Below are 13,785 nucleotides of genomic sequence, written 5' to 3' on the forward strand. Positions count from 1 at the left end.
CTCAGCAGAAGGCAGCGGTATCTCAATGACTCTACAAAAAGACGGAATTGCCCCCCACGGCGGCACTTTGGTCGATCGCCAGGCGACGCCCGACCAAAAGGCTCAATTTTTAAGCCAAGCCGATGCCCTGCCTCGGGTGACCCTTGACGAGCGGGCTTTTTCTGACCTGGTGATGATTGCTATCGGTGGCTTTAGCCCCCTACAGGGTTTTATGAGCAAGGCCGACTACGACCCTGTAGTGACCGACATGCGCCTGGCCAACGGCCTGCCCTGGGCAATTCCGGTGACGCTATCGGTCAGTGACGCGATCGCCGCCCCCCTGCAAGAAGGCAGCCTGGTGCGCCTAGATGATCCCAGCGGTCGCTTTGTGGGCGTACTGGAACTGGAAGAAAAATATACCTACGACAAAACCCACGAAGTCGTTAACGTTTACCGCACCGACGATGAAAAGCATCCAGGGGTCAAGGTCGTTTATGACCAGGGCGAGGTGAATTTGGCTGGCCCTGTATGGCTATTGCAGCGTGATCCCCATCCTCTATTCCCTACCTATCAAATTGACCCGGCGGCTTCGCGGGCACTGTTTCGCGATCGCAACTGGAAAACCGTCGTTGGCTTTCAGACCCGCAACCCCATTCACCGCGCCCATGAGTACATTCAGAAATGCGCTCTAGAGACCGTTGATGGCTTGTTTCTGCACCCGCTGGTGGGGGCTACCAAGTCAGACGATATCCCCGCCGATGTGCGCATGCGCTGCTACGAAATCATGGTTGAGCACTACTTCCCGCAGGATCGGGTGATTCTTGCGATCAATCCTTCCGCAATGCGGTACGCTGGGCCTAGGGAAGCTATTTTCCACGCGCTAATCCGCAAAAACTACGGCTGCACCCACTTTATTGTGGGCCGTGACCACGCTGGGGTAGGCGACTACTACGGCACCTACGATGCTCAATATATCTTCGATGAGTTTGAGCCGACGGAGCTGGGCATTGTGCCAATGAAGTTTGAGCACGCCTTCTACTGCACCCGCACCGGGGGTATGGCGACCTCTAAAACTAGCCCCAGCACTAAAGACGAGCGGATTCATCTGTCGGGTACCAAAGTGCGGGAAATGCTGCGCCAAGGCGAACTACCCCCGCCAGAGTTTTCTAGGCCCGAGGTGGCGGCGGAGTTAGCCAAGGCCATGCGGGTTCCTGAAGCGATCAGCTAAGGTCAACGCTACCAACTAGGATGCGATCAACTCGGTGACACTGAAACGACGGGCGTTTTTGCAGCAGACAGGCCTGGCCCTGGGGGCACTGGGATTAGGTGGGACTGCGCTGCTGGCTAGCTCTAGCCAGTATCAGCAGGCCCTGGCCAAACCCGCCCGCCGCAAGCTGGCCTTGCTGATTGGCATCAACGCCTACCCCGATCGCGCCCTTGACCCTGGCGTGGCTCAAGATATTGCCCTCAAGGGCTGCATTACCGATGTGGAACTCCAGCGGCAGCTGCTGGTGCACCGCTTTGGCTTTCAGCCCGGCGATGTGGTGACGCTAACCAACCAGGACGCCACCCGCGACAGCATTTTGACTGCCATTGACGAACACCTGGTGCAGCAGGCTCGTTCAGAGGATGTGGTGCTGCTGCACTTTAGCGGCTACGGCAGCCAGGTGCGCGTGGCGGACCTCGATGCCGTTGATGTTGGCGCAACTGCTGAGGCTATTAGCGCGACTAAATCGAGTCAATTGAGCGGCCTACAGGCTGCTTGGGTTACCGTAGACAGCCATTTGCCCAGCGAAAACAACCCGGCTCTAGGCGATTTGCTGGAGGCCGAGGTCGTGGCCCGGTTGGCCCCTTTAGCCACCCCTAACTTGACCACCGTCATCGATGCTGGCAGCCAGGATGCAGGCTATCTGCGCTGGGGAAATTCTCGGGTCAGGTCGCGCCCTACTGTGCCCACCGGCCTAATGCCTGCGGTCAAGGCGAGCCTTGACCTGGCGGCTCCCTGGCCAGGACTGCTGCTGCGAGCCGCTGAGCCGGGGCGGCTGGTGCTAGAAAGCCATTGGGAAGGCTTTAGTGCTGGGGTCTTTACCTACGCCCTGACCCAAAGCCTTTGGGAAACAGACCCCGACCCCGCTGTTGAGGTCTTAGTGCGGCGTACCGGGCAGCGGCTGCAGCGGTGGGTCGGTGCCGATCAGCAGCCCAGCTTTAGCGATCGCCTATCGGTGCGCACCAGCCCAGCGGTCTACAGCCTACCGCCCCAAATGCCGCCAGCATCGGGGGCAGTGCTGGCCAGTGGCAATACTCGACCCCTGACGGCGTGGCTAGGGGGTGTACCCTCCCAGGTGCTCCGCTATCTACAGCCCGGTTCTCGCCTGGTGGCCGAGTCGGCTACAGGGCAGGTGATCCCGTTAGGGTTAGAGTCGCGCACTGGTCTCAAAGCCGTGGTGAGGCCCCTGGAGGGCGATACCCCTGCTGCTGCCCTGGCGCGACAGCCCCTGTTCGAGCAGGTGCGGCGATTACCTCAAGACATCGATTTAATCGTGGCCCTCGACAGTCAGCTAAAGCGGGTAGAACGGGTTGATGCTACCAGCGCTTTGGCAGGTATTCCTTTAGTAACGTCGGTAACGGCAGGCGAAAGGGCCGCCGACTGTCTCTTTGGCCGCTTGCCCATCGGCCCAAACCCTACTCTGACCGCCGCTCTGCCAAACGGCGCAGAGGCTATCCCTGGTGCGAGCGGCGATCATCCGACCGAGAGCAGTTATGGGCTGTTTGCTCCCAACCGCACGTTGCTCCCCGGCACCATGCTGGTTAAGGAAGAAGCGGTCAAAACAGCGGTCAATCGGCTCACCCCTTATTTGCAAACTCTGCTGGCCCTCAAGCTGGTGCGTCTGACCGAAAATCGCACCGCGTCTCAGCTGGGGGCGGCCGCGGTGCTAGAGATTGTGCAGCCCAAGCCTACATCGCTGCTGGTGCAGACCACCGAGCGCAGCGCTACTATAACCTGGCCGCTGGCCATTCGGCAGGCTCAGAAAGCGGCTGTTACCGACGACACCATCACACTGTCTCGCGATAGCCGCATTGCCTACCGCTTGGCCAACACGTCAACCCAGCCCCTTCACCTGCTGTGGATTAGCTTTGACAGTCGGGGCAAATGCACCGCCCTGATGACCCTTCCCGATGCGACTACCGCTGATGGAGCAGAGGTACCCCAGGTGGCGACGCCCCTGGCCCCTGGGGAAATGCTTACCTTTCCTACCCACAGTGCAGGCTGGGCCATGCCGGGGGCGGCTATCTGGGTGGAGTCCCACATTATTTTGAGTACGCAGCCCCTAGATCAGTGCCTGGTAGTGTTGGGCAATAATCCACCTGCCGTAGGAACGGGCTTTCACCCTGTACGTCAGTCGCTGCAGCTGGCCCAGGCGCTATTGCAAGATCTCAGCTCCAGCTCTGCCGTTGACGGTTCCTATGCCCTGCACCACGCTCGGTGGGCTACCCTAAGCTTCCGCTACAACGTTGCCTAGCTGCACCCTGTTTAGCGGCTCAGGCAATTAGCAGCCCGATGCCCCCACCCACTGCCAGGCCAACCAGGGCGGTCATGACGAGAATGAGGCTGGTTTTGTGTCCTTTATTGCGGCGCAGCAGGCGATCGCCTAGGGCAGCCGTGGCCAAACTGCACAGTACCGCCAGCCCCACCGCCAGCAGGCTGTAGAGCACCACTTCCGCTATGGCTCTACCGAGGGTGAGGTCGTCGAGGTTGTCGGTACCCAGGTGATTGAGAGCAATGGAAAGCGCCGCTGCCAGGGCGGTGCCACCGATGATACTACCCAGCACCAACAGGTTGGCGGTGAGCCACCGAAATCGCTGTAGGGCCTCAGGGCCAGCCAGCGTCACGGCTTGAATCACAGCGCCTAGGGCGGCCCCAGCCCACACCCAGGGGCCAGCCAGGGCAGTTAAAATCATGCCGGCGGCGGCGTAGAGTAGCCCGCACAACAGCCATAGACCGGCAATGGGGCGGCGTGAGGCGCGGCTCGCAGGCCGCTGGCGATTGTGGCGCTCAGCGTTAGGGCGGCGGCGCTGGGTCGGTGAGTTCATAGCAGACAGACCATTGACCTGTAATATCCTAGGCTCTAGTTTGCCAGGAAGCGAAGCATTGTGCAGTAACCTGGTCATAATGCCCTGTCATTTTGGTCATGAGCGTTCCTTTTGCTGCGCTACTTCAAGGGTTGTTAGGGGCCTCTAGTTTGCTTGTAGGAGCGGTTTTAGGCATTGCCTGGCGACCGGCGCGATCGCTGACAGCGGCCATCATGGCCTTTGGCAGCGGCACCCTACTCTCGGCCATTGCCTACGACATCACCCTGCCCGCTTTCCGCAGCAGCGGCTTTTTGCCGCTGGTGATCGGGTTTGCCCTGGGCGGTACTCTGTTTACCGTCATTGTTACCTATATCGACAACCAAGGTGGTTTTATTCGCCACCCATCGTCGTCTCGGCGCTTTCTCTACCACCACCGCCAGGACGAAGCCTCAGAAGTGCTCGATCGCATCGGTCATATCGAGATGCTCCACAGCCTCTCCCCAGCTGAAATGCAGGCGATTATTCCCCTGCTTAAGCCTTTGCAGGTCGAGCCAGGTACCGTGCTGTGCCTAGAAGGTGCCCCTGGCGACTCGATGTTTTTGATTGTAGAAGGCGAGGCCGAAATTTTTAAGGGGCCGCAGCGGCTAGCCGCCCTAGGGGCAGGCGAAATGTTTGGCGAAATGGCCCTGCTGACGGGTGAAGAGCGATCGGCAACGGTGCGAGCCAAAACCCCCATGGAGCTGTACGAGCTTGACAAAACCGATTTCGACGCCATGCTTACCTACGCCCCCCAGCTCTCCAGCGGGCTGAGCCGCATTTTGGCCCGGCGGCTGCGCGAGACCACCCAGTCGACCGCCAAACCCGTTCTGGTCGATGACGATCAGTGGCGGCGGCAGGTGCTCGACAGCGTTGAGGTCGATATTCCGATTTCTGAGCAGCAGTTTAAAGAACTGGCCCAGAGTTCTGCCCCTCTAGCGATTTTGGTCGGCACCCTGATCGACAACATTCCTGAGGCGCTGGTGATTGGCTTTCATGTGGGTACGGGTCACACTGGCGCATCGTTTTTGATGGCTGTGTTTATCTCCAATATTCCCGAAGCTATGTCAAGCTCCATTGGTATGCGCCAAGCGGGCACCTCGGCCCAGCGGATTTTAGCCCTGTGGTGCGGTGCGGTACTGCTCAGCGGGTTGATGGCTATGGTGGGTGGTCTGATGGTCAATGTGGCCACCGACTGGATGCTGGCCGTGGCCCAAGCTACGGCAGGAGGTGCCATTTTGGCGATGATTGCCAGCACCATGATGCCCGAAGCCTACGAGATGGGCGGCGGCTCGGTAACGTTTTCAACCATTGCTGGGTTTTTGGTCAGTTTTTATCTGGCCTCATCGGCGCTTTAACGTCAACCGCGTCAACTTATACCAAACCCAAATGGCATGACTCCAATCCATACAGATTAAACCCTTAGCAAATGGCATTTGCCCTGTCGGATAGGGGGATGATCAATTATGGCAGTTCATCAATTCTGGCAGTTCATCAATCTGGCAGTTCATCAATCTGGCGGTAGCTCTGGCGGCAGTTCTGGCGGTACGGCATCAATCAAATTGGCTTTAGATTGCTTCAGGTCTTTCCACAGCCGCTTAATTTCATCGTAGGCATCGTTGGCCGACATTTTGCCGCCGGTCTCTAGGTTGCAGACAAAGGAAACTCGCTGGGCAAACTCCTGCAGGTTGGCGTTAAAGGCCAGCTGCTGTGGAGTAAATTCGCCCCAGTACTTGCTGCGCGGGAAGAGAAAATTTTCCTTTGGGGATGGCTGGCTATCTGTCATGGCACCAACGGATGAGGGGCGTAGCTCTTACCTTACCTTAAAGAAGTTTTTGCCGATTGTCGGCAAAAGGAGCTGAGAATGTCGTCTGCAATACCAGCCAGGGTATTGGGGGAACTAAGGGACTTTTTGGGGAGGCGCATCCCTAAACCGGTGGCAAAGTGCGATTGAGCAGATCGTGGTTAGTGGACCTAGGGGGCTAGCCACAGCCGCATTTGCGCCATGGCCGCCTCGACGGTACCGGCGATCGCGATCGGCCCAGTGGCTAAACCCTGCCACAGCACGTTGGCCTCAGCAGGCATGGCCATCAGAATAACAGGCCGCTGGGCCTTAAGGGCAAGGGCAATTTCGGCAGCGGTACCGGGGCCAAGGCCACAGGCTACGACTACTCGGCTCGACAATACATTTACTACATTGCGAGCATCGCCCAGCCCGGTCAGAATAGGAATATCAACGGCAGCTGACATATCAGCTCCGTCTGCTGAAGGCAAAATACCGACGGTTAAACCGCCCGCCGCCTGAGCCCCCCGGCAGGCCGCATCCATGATGCCTGCTGCCCGTCCGCCCGTGAGTACCACCCATCCGGTAGAGGCGATCGCCTGGCCTAGGGCGTAGGCTAACTCTAGCTGAAGAGGGGTAGCCGTGGCCCCTGGCCCCATCACACCGATAACGGTTCGAGTCATGAGGTCACAATTTTTGGTGCTTCTGCAAAAAAACTTGATAATCAATCCCCACCGTCACGGGGTGCTGTCGTTTAGATTAAGTTAACCCACAGCGAAAATTTGGGTACGGTAAACCCATTCTTGTCAGATTTGGCCGCTGCCTGTTCTAGTCCGCTGCTCCTGCGTTTGTACCTGTTGCCGTGCAATTTAACCTGTTATGCCTAAATCATTGCCGATCCGCGCTGGGGCGCTGGGGCGGGCGGCTATTGATCGCAGGCAGCCTTTTGACGGGCGGCTTAGTCTTGAGTTTACCCCTGCCGGTACTGGCGGCAGAGTCGGTGACGGTGCGGCTGGGGCGGCTGTCTCAAACAGTCAGCTTGGATGACCTGGAGGCGTTTGCCACCACGGGGGAGGTGCCCCACTCACTGCGGTTGTACCGTCCGCTGCTGAATGCCAACCTGCGACAGGCCATAGGGGGCGAAATTACCCTTGAACCAGAAGTGGGCCAGGTGATCTTAGACGAAATTTTGCACACTCCCGGCGGAGCGCAGCTGCTCGATACCCTACGGGCGATCGCCCCCAATCTGGCGGCGGCCGATCTACGCATTACCCTGGAGCAAGTATCAAAGTCGGAATCGGGGCTAACTCTGCTGAGCATTTTGCGAACCATGCCCCAGGACACCCTGGAAATTGATGTCGGTACCCTGCTCACCCTGGCCTCTCAGTTTCGTCTAGCCCAAATGGAGAGCAAGGCTCTCAGTCGGGTGCTGCGCAAAGACCCCGCCGCCGAGACGGCCGAGCCGGTGCCGCTGCTAGGTACTGACCCTTTCTCCATTGGCCCCTCTGAGGTTGAACGGTGGGAACTGGTGCTGCGCGATCACAGCCGCGATCGCAGTATTCCCATCGATATTTACTGGAGTAAAGACAGCCACGGCCCGCTGGTGGTGATTTCCCATGGGTTTGGGGCCGATCGCCGCTTTTTTGCCTATCTGGCTGAGCATCTGGCCTCCCACGGGCTGACGGTAGTGTCGGTTGAGCACCCCGGCAGCAATGTGGCCGCCCTGCTGTCGCTGCCCACCGAAGCGCTATCCGACGCCGCTGTGCACAGCCGCATTCTGCCTGCCACCGAGTTTCTCGATCGCCCCCGCGACATCAGCTTTGTGCTCAATCGACTAGAGAAAATCAATCTCTATTCCTACAGCCTGCGCGATCGCCTCAACACCGAACAGGTAGCGTTTATTGGCCATTCGTTAGGGGGGTATACCGGTTTGGCTCTGGCCGGGGCAGACCTCGATCTGCGATCGCTGGAGTCTTACTGTCAGACCCTCAACCCCGTCAACGTTTCCCCTGCCGACTGGCTGCAGTGTGCCGCCCTCAATCTGCCCGTCAAGTACGCCAATCTGCGCGACGACCGCATTACTCAACTAGTTGTGGCTAACCCCCTCACCGGTCTGCTGTTTGGTGAGGCCGGGCTGAGTCGAGTACGGGTGCCAACCCTGATGCTAGCCGGTACCCACGACACCGTTACCCCCATGGCCAGTCAGCAGCTGCGCCCCTTTATGCAGCTGCCCACCGGCAAGCACCTGGTCACCGTAGTCGGTGGGTCACACCTGAGCGTTGGCGATCCTAACAACCTCAATGCCGACCTGGGCCGGATTCCGTTTATGCCGGCGCTGCCCGATGTCACCACCGCCCCGCTGCGCATTTTTCTACAGGGGGTGAGTCTCAGCTTTATCATGCAGCAAACCTCTGAGGCCGACGCCTATGCCCCTGCCCTCAGCCCGACCGTAGCCCACGCGTTTTCTACCACAACGCTGTCGCTGCGCCTGAGCCAAACCGTGCCCGAGGGGCTGGCTGCCTGGCCCCGCCTGCGCCAAAGCGGGCTGCCCCGTCAGGAGCGGCTGATTAGCTATCTGCCCTCGCTACTGCACCTAGAGGCCACAGCTATTCAAGACCAGCTTCGGGTGCTACAGCGGCAGATGTTGGCCTACCTGCGCCACACGCCGCCCTCGCTAACGGCAGTGTACTGGCCTTTTTTAGGGCCATCAGCTCCTATGCAGGCCAATCAGCCAGGGCAACGCCCTACGGCACGCCAGTAGCCGCGCTAGTCTTGAGAACTCATAGTAAACCCGTCGGGCATAATGGTGCCGTGCACATCGGTACGCCGCAAATTGGTGTAGTCGAGCTTGGCGTTGATCATCACCGCATCGGTGAGATCGGCCCCGCTCAGGTTAGACCAGCTCAAGCGGGTGCGGTACAGGGTGGCCCCACGCAGGTTAGCCCCGCGCAACGAACTCCAGCTCAAATTGGCTCCGCGCAGGTTGGCCTGAGACAGATTGACGTTGACCAAATTAGTGCTGGATAGCTTGGCCCGGCTCAGGTCGGCAGCCTCAAAATTGGCCCCCTCCAGAGTGGCCCCGGTCAATACCGCCCCGATCAAACTAGCGTTTTTGAGAATGGCACGGTTCATCAGGGCGCTGGTTAGATTGGCGTGCTCTAGGTTAGCCCCTTGCAGGTCGGTGGCTAACATACGGCCACGGCTGAGGCTGGCTTCGCTTAGCATGGCCTTGTGCAGAATGGCGTGGTCGAGTACGGCTTCGTTGAGGTTGGTTTCGCGCAGGATAGCCTGGCTTAAATCGGCCCGTACCAGGTTAGCGCTGCGCATGCCCGCTTCACTGAGATCGGCCCCCATCAGGCGGCTATCGGCCAGGTCGGCCCCAATCAGGTTGGCCAAAACGAGCGTGGCCTGCTCAAAGCTAACGTCGGTCAGCTTGGCCTCGCGAAAGTTAGCCCCCACCAAAATGGCCCCAGAAAAGTTAGTATTTTGCAGGTTAGACTGCCGAAAGTTTGCCCCGCTGAGGGTTTGCTGACTCAGGTCGGCCCCAATTAGCTGAATACCGCGAAAGTCTCGTTCTCCGGCAGCATATCGGTCTAACAAATCGGCGGCGGTAATTTCCGCAGGTACATCTAGGGGCTGAGCATTAGAGGGGGGAGTTTCCAAGAGGTTTCTCAATAGTGACGATTAATGAGGGATGGCGGGATATTCAGGAGGGCCAGATTGGCAAAGGCAAAGCCGCAATCTTACCAGATGTCCTAGGATAACTAGAAGTCTGTTCTAGGTAAATGCAGATACTAGCCAGTATTAAGCCTATCTGAGGCAGCGTCCAGTGGCTAGGGGTTTAGGCCAGATGGCGGGTCAGCTGCCCCGGAGTGAACGGTTGAGGACAAATGCCAGTCTCTGGTTTTTTCAGCATGAATATTTTCTATTTTTGAATCTGGCTTTAATCTAGCCGGTCTTGATTAAAAACCTAGTTTCAACTTACGTTTAACTATGCCTCGATCGCTGCTTACTCTTCTGCGCCGTCGCCTGTTTTGGCTAACGCTGCTGCTGACGGTTTGGCTATTGTGTAGTGGTCAAGCCCAGGCAGGCCCGATCGCCGATCGCCTGGCGGCCTTTCCAGACTGGGGCCGCAAGCCCACCCTCGCCGCAGCCCAGGGCGATCTGATCTATCCTGACTGGCTGCGGGGCGATTGGCAGCTGACCAGCACCCTGGTCGATCTGGCCGCTCCCCTGGCCCCTGAACTGGTGACCCCCGGCTTTGAGGGCAATCGCGTCCAACTGGGGCAGCCAGTGACCTGCCTCGTGAGGTTTGTAGCTACCCTACCGATGTCACAGGGGTTCATTCCGATCGTTATGAGAACGCCGCCCCAGACGGTGGCCGATCGCGCCTTTAATGGGCTGAGCCTGGCCCGTGCCTACCTGGGCGATGAAGTGGTGAAAGCGGTGAAGGTAGACGCCACAAACCCTAATCGCCAGCTCACCCTGCTAAACGGCAACCGTCAGCTAGAGTCAACCGTGACCGCGCGCACCGTTGAAACGTCAGACGATCAATTTATTACCGTGGAGCGGTTTCAGCAGGTGTTTCGGGGTGGGGCCATTCCCTATTTCAACGAGGTCGAAACCACGACCGCCTATCGTCAGGCACCCAGCCGCGTGCTGGCCGACCAGGTGACGGCGGTGTACCTATCGCCCCAAGATCCCGACTTTCTTAAGGCGCAGAACCGACCCGTGGCTCTCTACCGCTATCAACTAGAACTGGCGATGCAAACTTAATTTAACGGTTCTCTAGTGGAGAGCTAAATCGCAGTAGCATAATCTTGGGTTACAAGCGGCCTGTGACATTATGTGAACTCCATACGATTGGATTTGACGCCGTAGACTTGGCGCAGTGAACTTGACGTAACAGATTCGACGCGGTGCGATTAACACCATTAAAAGGTCGCTGCTCGACAGATAAAACTGAGCTGGGGCTAGAAGGGGCTGCTCAGTGCGCCGCAGAGGTTTGGGTTGCCGGTTTGAAATCGCCTATTGTTGGCTTTGCAGAGATTTCTGCCAGCTGGCCTACCACTGCTTCATCCGCCTGAAATTTCAACTGTTTAAAGCAAAATCTCTAGCAATATCCCACGTAAAAGCGCTGCGGTAGTGGCTGCAATGCTGCGATCGCCGGTTTTGGGCCTGATCTGCGTGCCCCCCTTGGCCTGGCCCCCTGTCTACTCTATCTACTCTTCATTGGGAGTATCCCCATGCCTAGCTTCCAGACGAATCAACCCCTGCCTGCTGCCGCTAAACCCTGTCGAGTGGCGATCGCAGGCACCATTACCAATGCCCTAACCGGCGACATTGTGCCCCAGGCTGTGGTGCGCATTACAGCGGCTCCAGCGGCCTTTGCCGAAAGGTTAATGGCGTTTTTAGTCGCTGCGATCGCCCCTCAGCCCGATCTGCAGGCCCAATACAGCGACCTAATTGCGGGCTGGAACCAAACCCTGGTTCCCCTAACAACGGCCCAACGGCTGCTTGATCGCCTGGTGCCCTCTCTCGCCCTCACCCGGCCCGACCAAACCACCAGCGGCGGCGATGGCCACTACTGCTTTTTTGATCTACCTCCCGGTCAGTACAGGCTCACGGCTACCTACACGCTGCCCAACCGCTACCACGGGACGGCTTCAACCCCAGTTGACATTGCCCAGAGCGATCGCCGACTGACCTTTACCGAGGCCAATATCGCCATTCGTCTGGGGCCGAGTTCTTGCCCCCTGGCGGTGGTAGGTCACACGCAAAGGTCACTGTCCAGTCAGCCCCTACGGAGGGATAGGGCTGTCGCTGCTGATCCTGCATTTGCCGCTTTGCCTAGGGTTGAAACTCGGTCTCGTTGAGCAGAGCTAGAGCGGTACGCCACACCATGTAGCCGTCTTGGTTGAGGTGTAGCCCATCGGTGGTGAGGTCGGCCCGCAGGTAGCCATCGCCGTTGGCAAACAGCGGGTACAAGTTGAGAAAGTCGGCCCCGGTTTCGGTGGCCACAGCCTTGAGCTGGGTATTAACCGTGCGAATCAGCTCGGGGGGAATGGCCTGGAGGCGATCGCGCCCTTCCCAGGTGGCAGCCTCACCGCCGTGGGGCAAAATCGACTGCACCACCACCCGAGCCTGGGGATGGGTTTGGCGCAGGTAGTTGATCATCATGCGCACGTTGTAGACCAGATCGGCCTCCGAGCCGCCCCAGATTAGGTCGTTGATGCCCACCATAATAAATACCGCCTCGGGGGCTGTGTCGTCTAGCAGATAGAGGCGATCGCGCAGTCCCCACGAGCTTTCTCCCGAAATTGCCTGGTTAAGCCAGGTTTTGCGCCCCGGCAGCATGTCAGCCGGAAACCACAGGGTCAGAGAATCGCCCAGCAAAATATTCTGGCGCGGGGCATCAATGGCGATCGCTGCCTTAGCCTCTGCCGCCAGCAGGGCCACCCACTGCTCGTAGTCAAGACTATGGCGCGGCCCCAAATTGGGCTCAAACGGCGCTACAGGGGTATACGGGTCGGCAGCGAAGGCATTGGCCTGGGGCAACACCGCATCCCCGGCCTGACCCAGCTGCCGCAGCATCACCACAACGGTAATAAACAGCAGCCCGTTCATGACCAGCGAGAGCATCGCCCAGGGAGGAACCCCCTGCAGGCGGTGCAGCACCGAGCGCAGCTGAGGATAGGGTTGAAGCGGTGGGGCCACGGCAATAGTCCTGCGAACCTGGAGATAGAAAAGCTGTGCTCCTAATGGGTCAAATTGTAGATAGATTTTCTCCTATGGACCACTGTTGCAACGAGTTTTTTTAACACGCCCTAACGATCCGCTATAGCCGCCGCCCTTCAGATGGAACCAGTCCTGGATGAATGGCACTGAAATAAGCTCTCGCGGATCGTCAAAAGCCTTGATTTACCGAAGGGTGGGCACTACCCACCAGCCTTAGTTCAGTGCCATTCATCCCTTGCCATTAATCCCCAGAGAAGTCAGCTTAGGGCGGTGACAAGCCCATCGTTATCCCCATCCCCAGGAGCAGTCGGATCAACTCGGTTTACCCTATTTGGGTCAACGCTACAGACGGCTATACATTGAAGCGAAATAGCATCACGTCCCCTTCCTGAACCACGTACTCTTTGCCTTCGCTGCGTACCTGACCTTTGTCTTTAGCGGTGCCCATCGCACCAGCTGCTACCAGGTCGTCGTAGGCCACAGTTTCAGCTCGAATAAAGCCCCGCTCAAAGTCGGTGTGAATAACTCCTGCAGCCTGGGGGGCCACCATCCCGGCGCGAATAGTCCAGGCGCGGGTTTCTTTGGGGCCAGTGGTGAAGTAGGTTCGCAGCCCCAGTAGCTCATAGGTAGCGCGAATCAGCGTCTTGAGGCCCCCTTCTTCGACCCCAAGAGATTCCAGAAAATCTTTACGCTCCTCGTCGTTTAGGTCCACCAGTTCTGACTCTACCTGGGCCGAAATGACGACCACCTGAGCGTCTTCTGCAGCCGCTACGGCCCGCACCTGATCGACCCAGGCGTTGCCGCTGGCCAAATCGTCTTCAGAGACATTGGTGGCATAGATGATGGGCTTGCGAGTGAGCAGCCCCAGGGGCTTGATCATCGCTTCGGCCTCGGCGTCAAGCTCTACCTGGCGGGCGGTTTTGCCTTCGTTGAGCACCGGCAAGATTTTTTCTAGGATAGCCAGCTCAGCCTGGGCCTCTTTATCGGCCCGAGCCAGCTTGCGGACTCGATCGACGCGGCGCTCAAGCTGAGCCAGGTCAGACAGGGCTAGCTCTAGATTGATTACCTCGATGTCGCGCACTGGGTCAACAGACCCCGAGACGTGAATGATATCGTCATCCTCAAAGCAGCGCACCACGTGGACGATCGCATCGACTTCGCGAATATTGGCCAAAAAC

At 58.4% G+C, this 13,785-nt stretch carries 12 protein-coding genes; 6 read left to right on the forward strand and 6 right to left on the reverse strand.

Translation table 11 applies throughout. The features are described 5' to 3' along the window. Window positions 1–25: 25 nt before the first annotated feature. On the forward strand, window positions 26–1,207 hold the full coding sequence (gene sat / locus IQ273_RS08875) for a sulfate adenylyltransferase (RefSeq protein ID WP_194022813.1): 1,182 nt from the start codon (window positions 26–28) through the stop codon (window positions 1,205–1,207). A 34-nt stretch (window positions 1,208–1,241) separates the two neighbouring features. Beyond that, window positions 1,242–3,500, forward strand: coding sequence for a caspase family protein (locus tag IQ273_RS08880; RefSeq protein ID WP_194022814.1), 2,259 nt, complete (start codon window positions 1,242–1,244; stop codon window positions 3,498–3,500). Window positions 3,501–3,519: 19 nt separating this feature from the next. Here IQ273_RS08880 and IQ273_RS08885 read toward each other — a convergent pair whose 3' ends face one another. Beyond that, window positions 3,520–4,071 (reverse strand): hypothetical protein, encoded by a 552-nt coding sequence (locus IQ273_RS08885; protein ID WP_194022815.1) that lies wholly within the window; start codon window positions 4,069–4,071, stop codon window positions 3,520–3,522. Between the two features lie 98 nt (window positions 4,072–4,169). Between IQ273_RS08885 and IQ273_RS08890 the strand changes: the two genes are divergently transcribed. Then, the gene (locus IQ273_RS08890; RefSeq protein ID WP_194022816.1) at window positions 4,170–5,444 is read left to right on the forward strand and encodes a cyclic nucleotide-binding domain-containing protein; all 1,275 of its coding nucleotides are present in this window, start codon (window positions 4,170–4,172) and stop codon (window positions 5,442–5,444) included. A 152-nt stretch (window positions 5,445–5,596) separates the two neighbouring features. Here IQ273_RS08890 and IQ273_RS08895 read toward each other — a convergent pair whose 3' ends face one another. After that, a complete protein-coding gene (locus IQ273_RS08895; RefSeq protein WP_194022817.1) occupies window positions 5,597–5,872 on the reverse strand; it encodes a hypothetical protein in 276 nt (91 codons plus the stop codon). A 188-nt stretch (window positions 5,873–6,060) separates the two neighbouring features. Then, the gene (locus IQ273_RS08900) at window positions 6,061–6,552 is read right to left on the reverse strand and encodes a TIGR00725 family protein (RefSeq protein ID WP_194022818.1); all 492 of its coding nucleotides are present in this window, start codon (window positions 6,550–6,552) and stop codon (window positions 6,061–6,063) included. Window positions 6,553–6,833: 281 nt separating this feature from the next. On the opposite strand from IQ273_RS08900, the gene IQ273_RS08905 reads away from it, so the two are divergent. Continuing rightward, entirely contained in the window at window positions 6,834–8,630 is a 1,797-nt protein-coding gene (locus IQ273_RS08905) for an alpha/beta hydrolase (RefSeq protein WP_194022819.1), read from the forward strand. 5 nt (window positions 8,631–8,635) lie between these two features. Here IQ273_RS08905 and IQ273_RS08910 read toward each other — a convergent pair whose 3' ends face one another. Next, window positions 8,636–9,532 carry a pentapeptide repeat-containing protein gene (locus IQ273_RS08910; protein ID WP_194022820.1) on the reverse strand — a complete coding sequence of 299 codons (897 nt, stop codon included), beginning with the start codon at window positions 9,530–9,532 and terminating at the stop codon, window positions 8,636–8,638. A 330-nt stretch (window positions 9,533–9,862) separates the two neighbouring features. On the opposite strand from IQ273_RS08910, the gene IQ273_RS08915 reads away from it, so the two are divergent. Both IQ273_RS08915 and IQ273_RS08920 read left to right on the forward strand, forming a co-directional pair. Further along, window positions 9,863–10,645 carry a DUF6816 family protein gene (locus tag IQ273_RS08915; protein ID WP_194022821.1) on the forward strand — a complete coding sequence of 261 codons (783 nt, stop codon included), beginning with the start codon at window positions 9,863–9,865 and terminating at the stop codon, window positions 10,643–10,645. 470 nt (window positions 10,646–11,115) lie between these two features. After that, window positions 11,116–11,745 (forward strand): carboxypeptidase-like regulatory domain-containing protein, encoded by a 630-nt coding sequence (locus IQ273_RS08920; protein WP_194022822.1) that lies wholly within the window; start codon window positions 11,116–11,118, stop codon window positions 11,743–11,745. Here IQ273_RS08920 and IQ273_RS08925 read toward each other — a convergent pair. Next, complete coding sequence (locus IQ273_RS08925) at window positions 11,720–12,586, reverse strand: GDSL-type esterase/lipase family protein (protein WP_194022823.1); 867 nt, start codon at window positions 12,584–12,586, stop codon at window positions 11,720–11,722. The genes IQ273_RS08920 and IQ273_RS08925 overlap by 26 nt on opposite strands. A 373-nt stretch (window positions 12,587–12,959) precedes the next feature. After that, window positions 12,960–13,785: redox-regulated ATPase YchF (gene ychF, locus IQ273_RS08930; protein ID WP_194022824.1), on the reverse strand; the 826-nt coding region annotated here is incomplete at its 5' end.

Source organism: Nodosilinea sp. LEGE 07298 (assembly GCF_015207265.1).
In the GTDB taxonomy this organism is placed as follows: Bacteria; Cyanobacteriota; Cyanobacteriia; order Phormidesmidales; family Phormidesmidaceae; genus Nodosilinea.

Coding starts and splice junctions, on each gene's coding strand:
- IQ273_RS08895 (WP_194022817.1), bottom strand. CDS start 5,872: ATGACAGATAGCCAGCCATCCCCAAAGGAAAATTTTCTCTTCCCGCGC.
- IQ273_RS08890 (WP_194022816.1), top strand. CDS start 4,170: ATGAGCGTTCCTTTTGCTGCGCTACTTCAAGGGTTGTTAGGGGCCTCT.
- sat (WP_194022813.1), top strand. CDS start 26: ATGACTCTACAAAAAGACGGAATTGCCCCCCACGGCGGCACTTTGGTC.
- IQ273_RS08885 (WP_194022815.1), bottom strand. CDS start 4,071: ATGAACTCACCGACCCAGCGCCGCCGCCCTAACGCTGAGCGCCACAAT.
- IQ273_RS08900 (WP_194022818.1), bottom strand. CDS start 6,552: ATGACTCGAACCGTTATCGGTGTGATGGGGCCAGGGGCCACGGCTACC.
- IQ273_RS08920 (WP_194022822.1), top strand. CDS start 11,116: ATGCCTAGCTTCCAGACGAATCAACCCCTGCCTGCTGCCGCTAAACCC.
- IQ273_RS08915 (WP_194022821.1), top strand. CDS start 9,863: ATGCCTCGATCGCTGCTTACTCTTCTGCGCCGTCGCCTGTTTTGGCTA.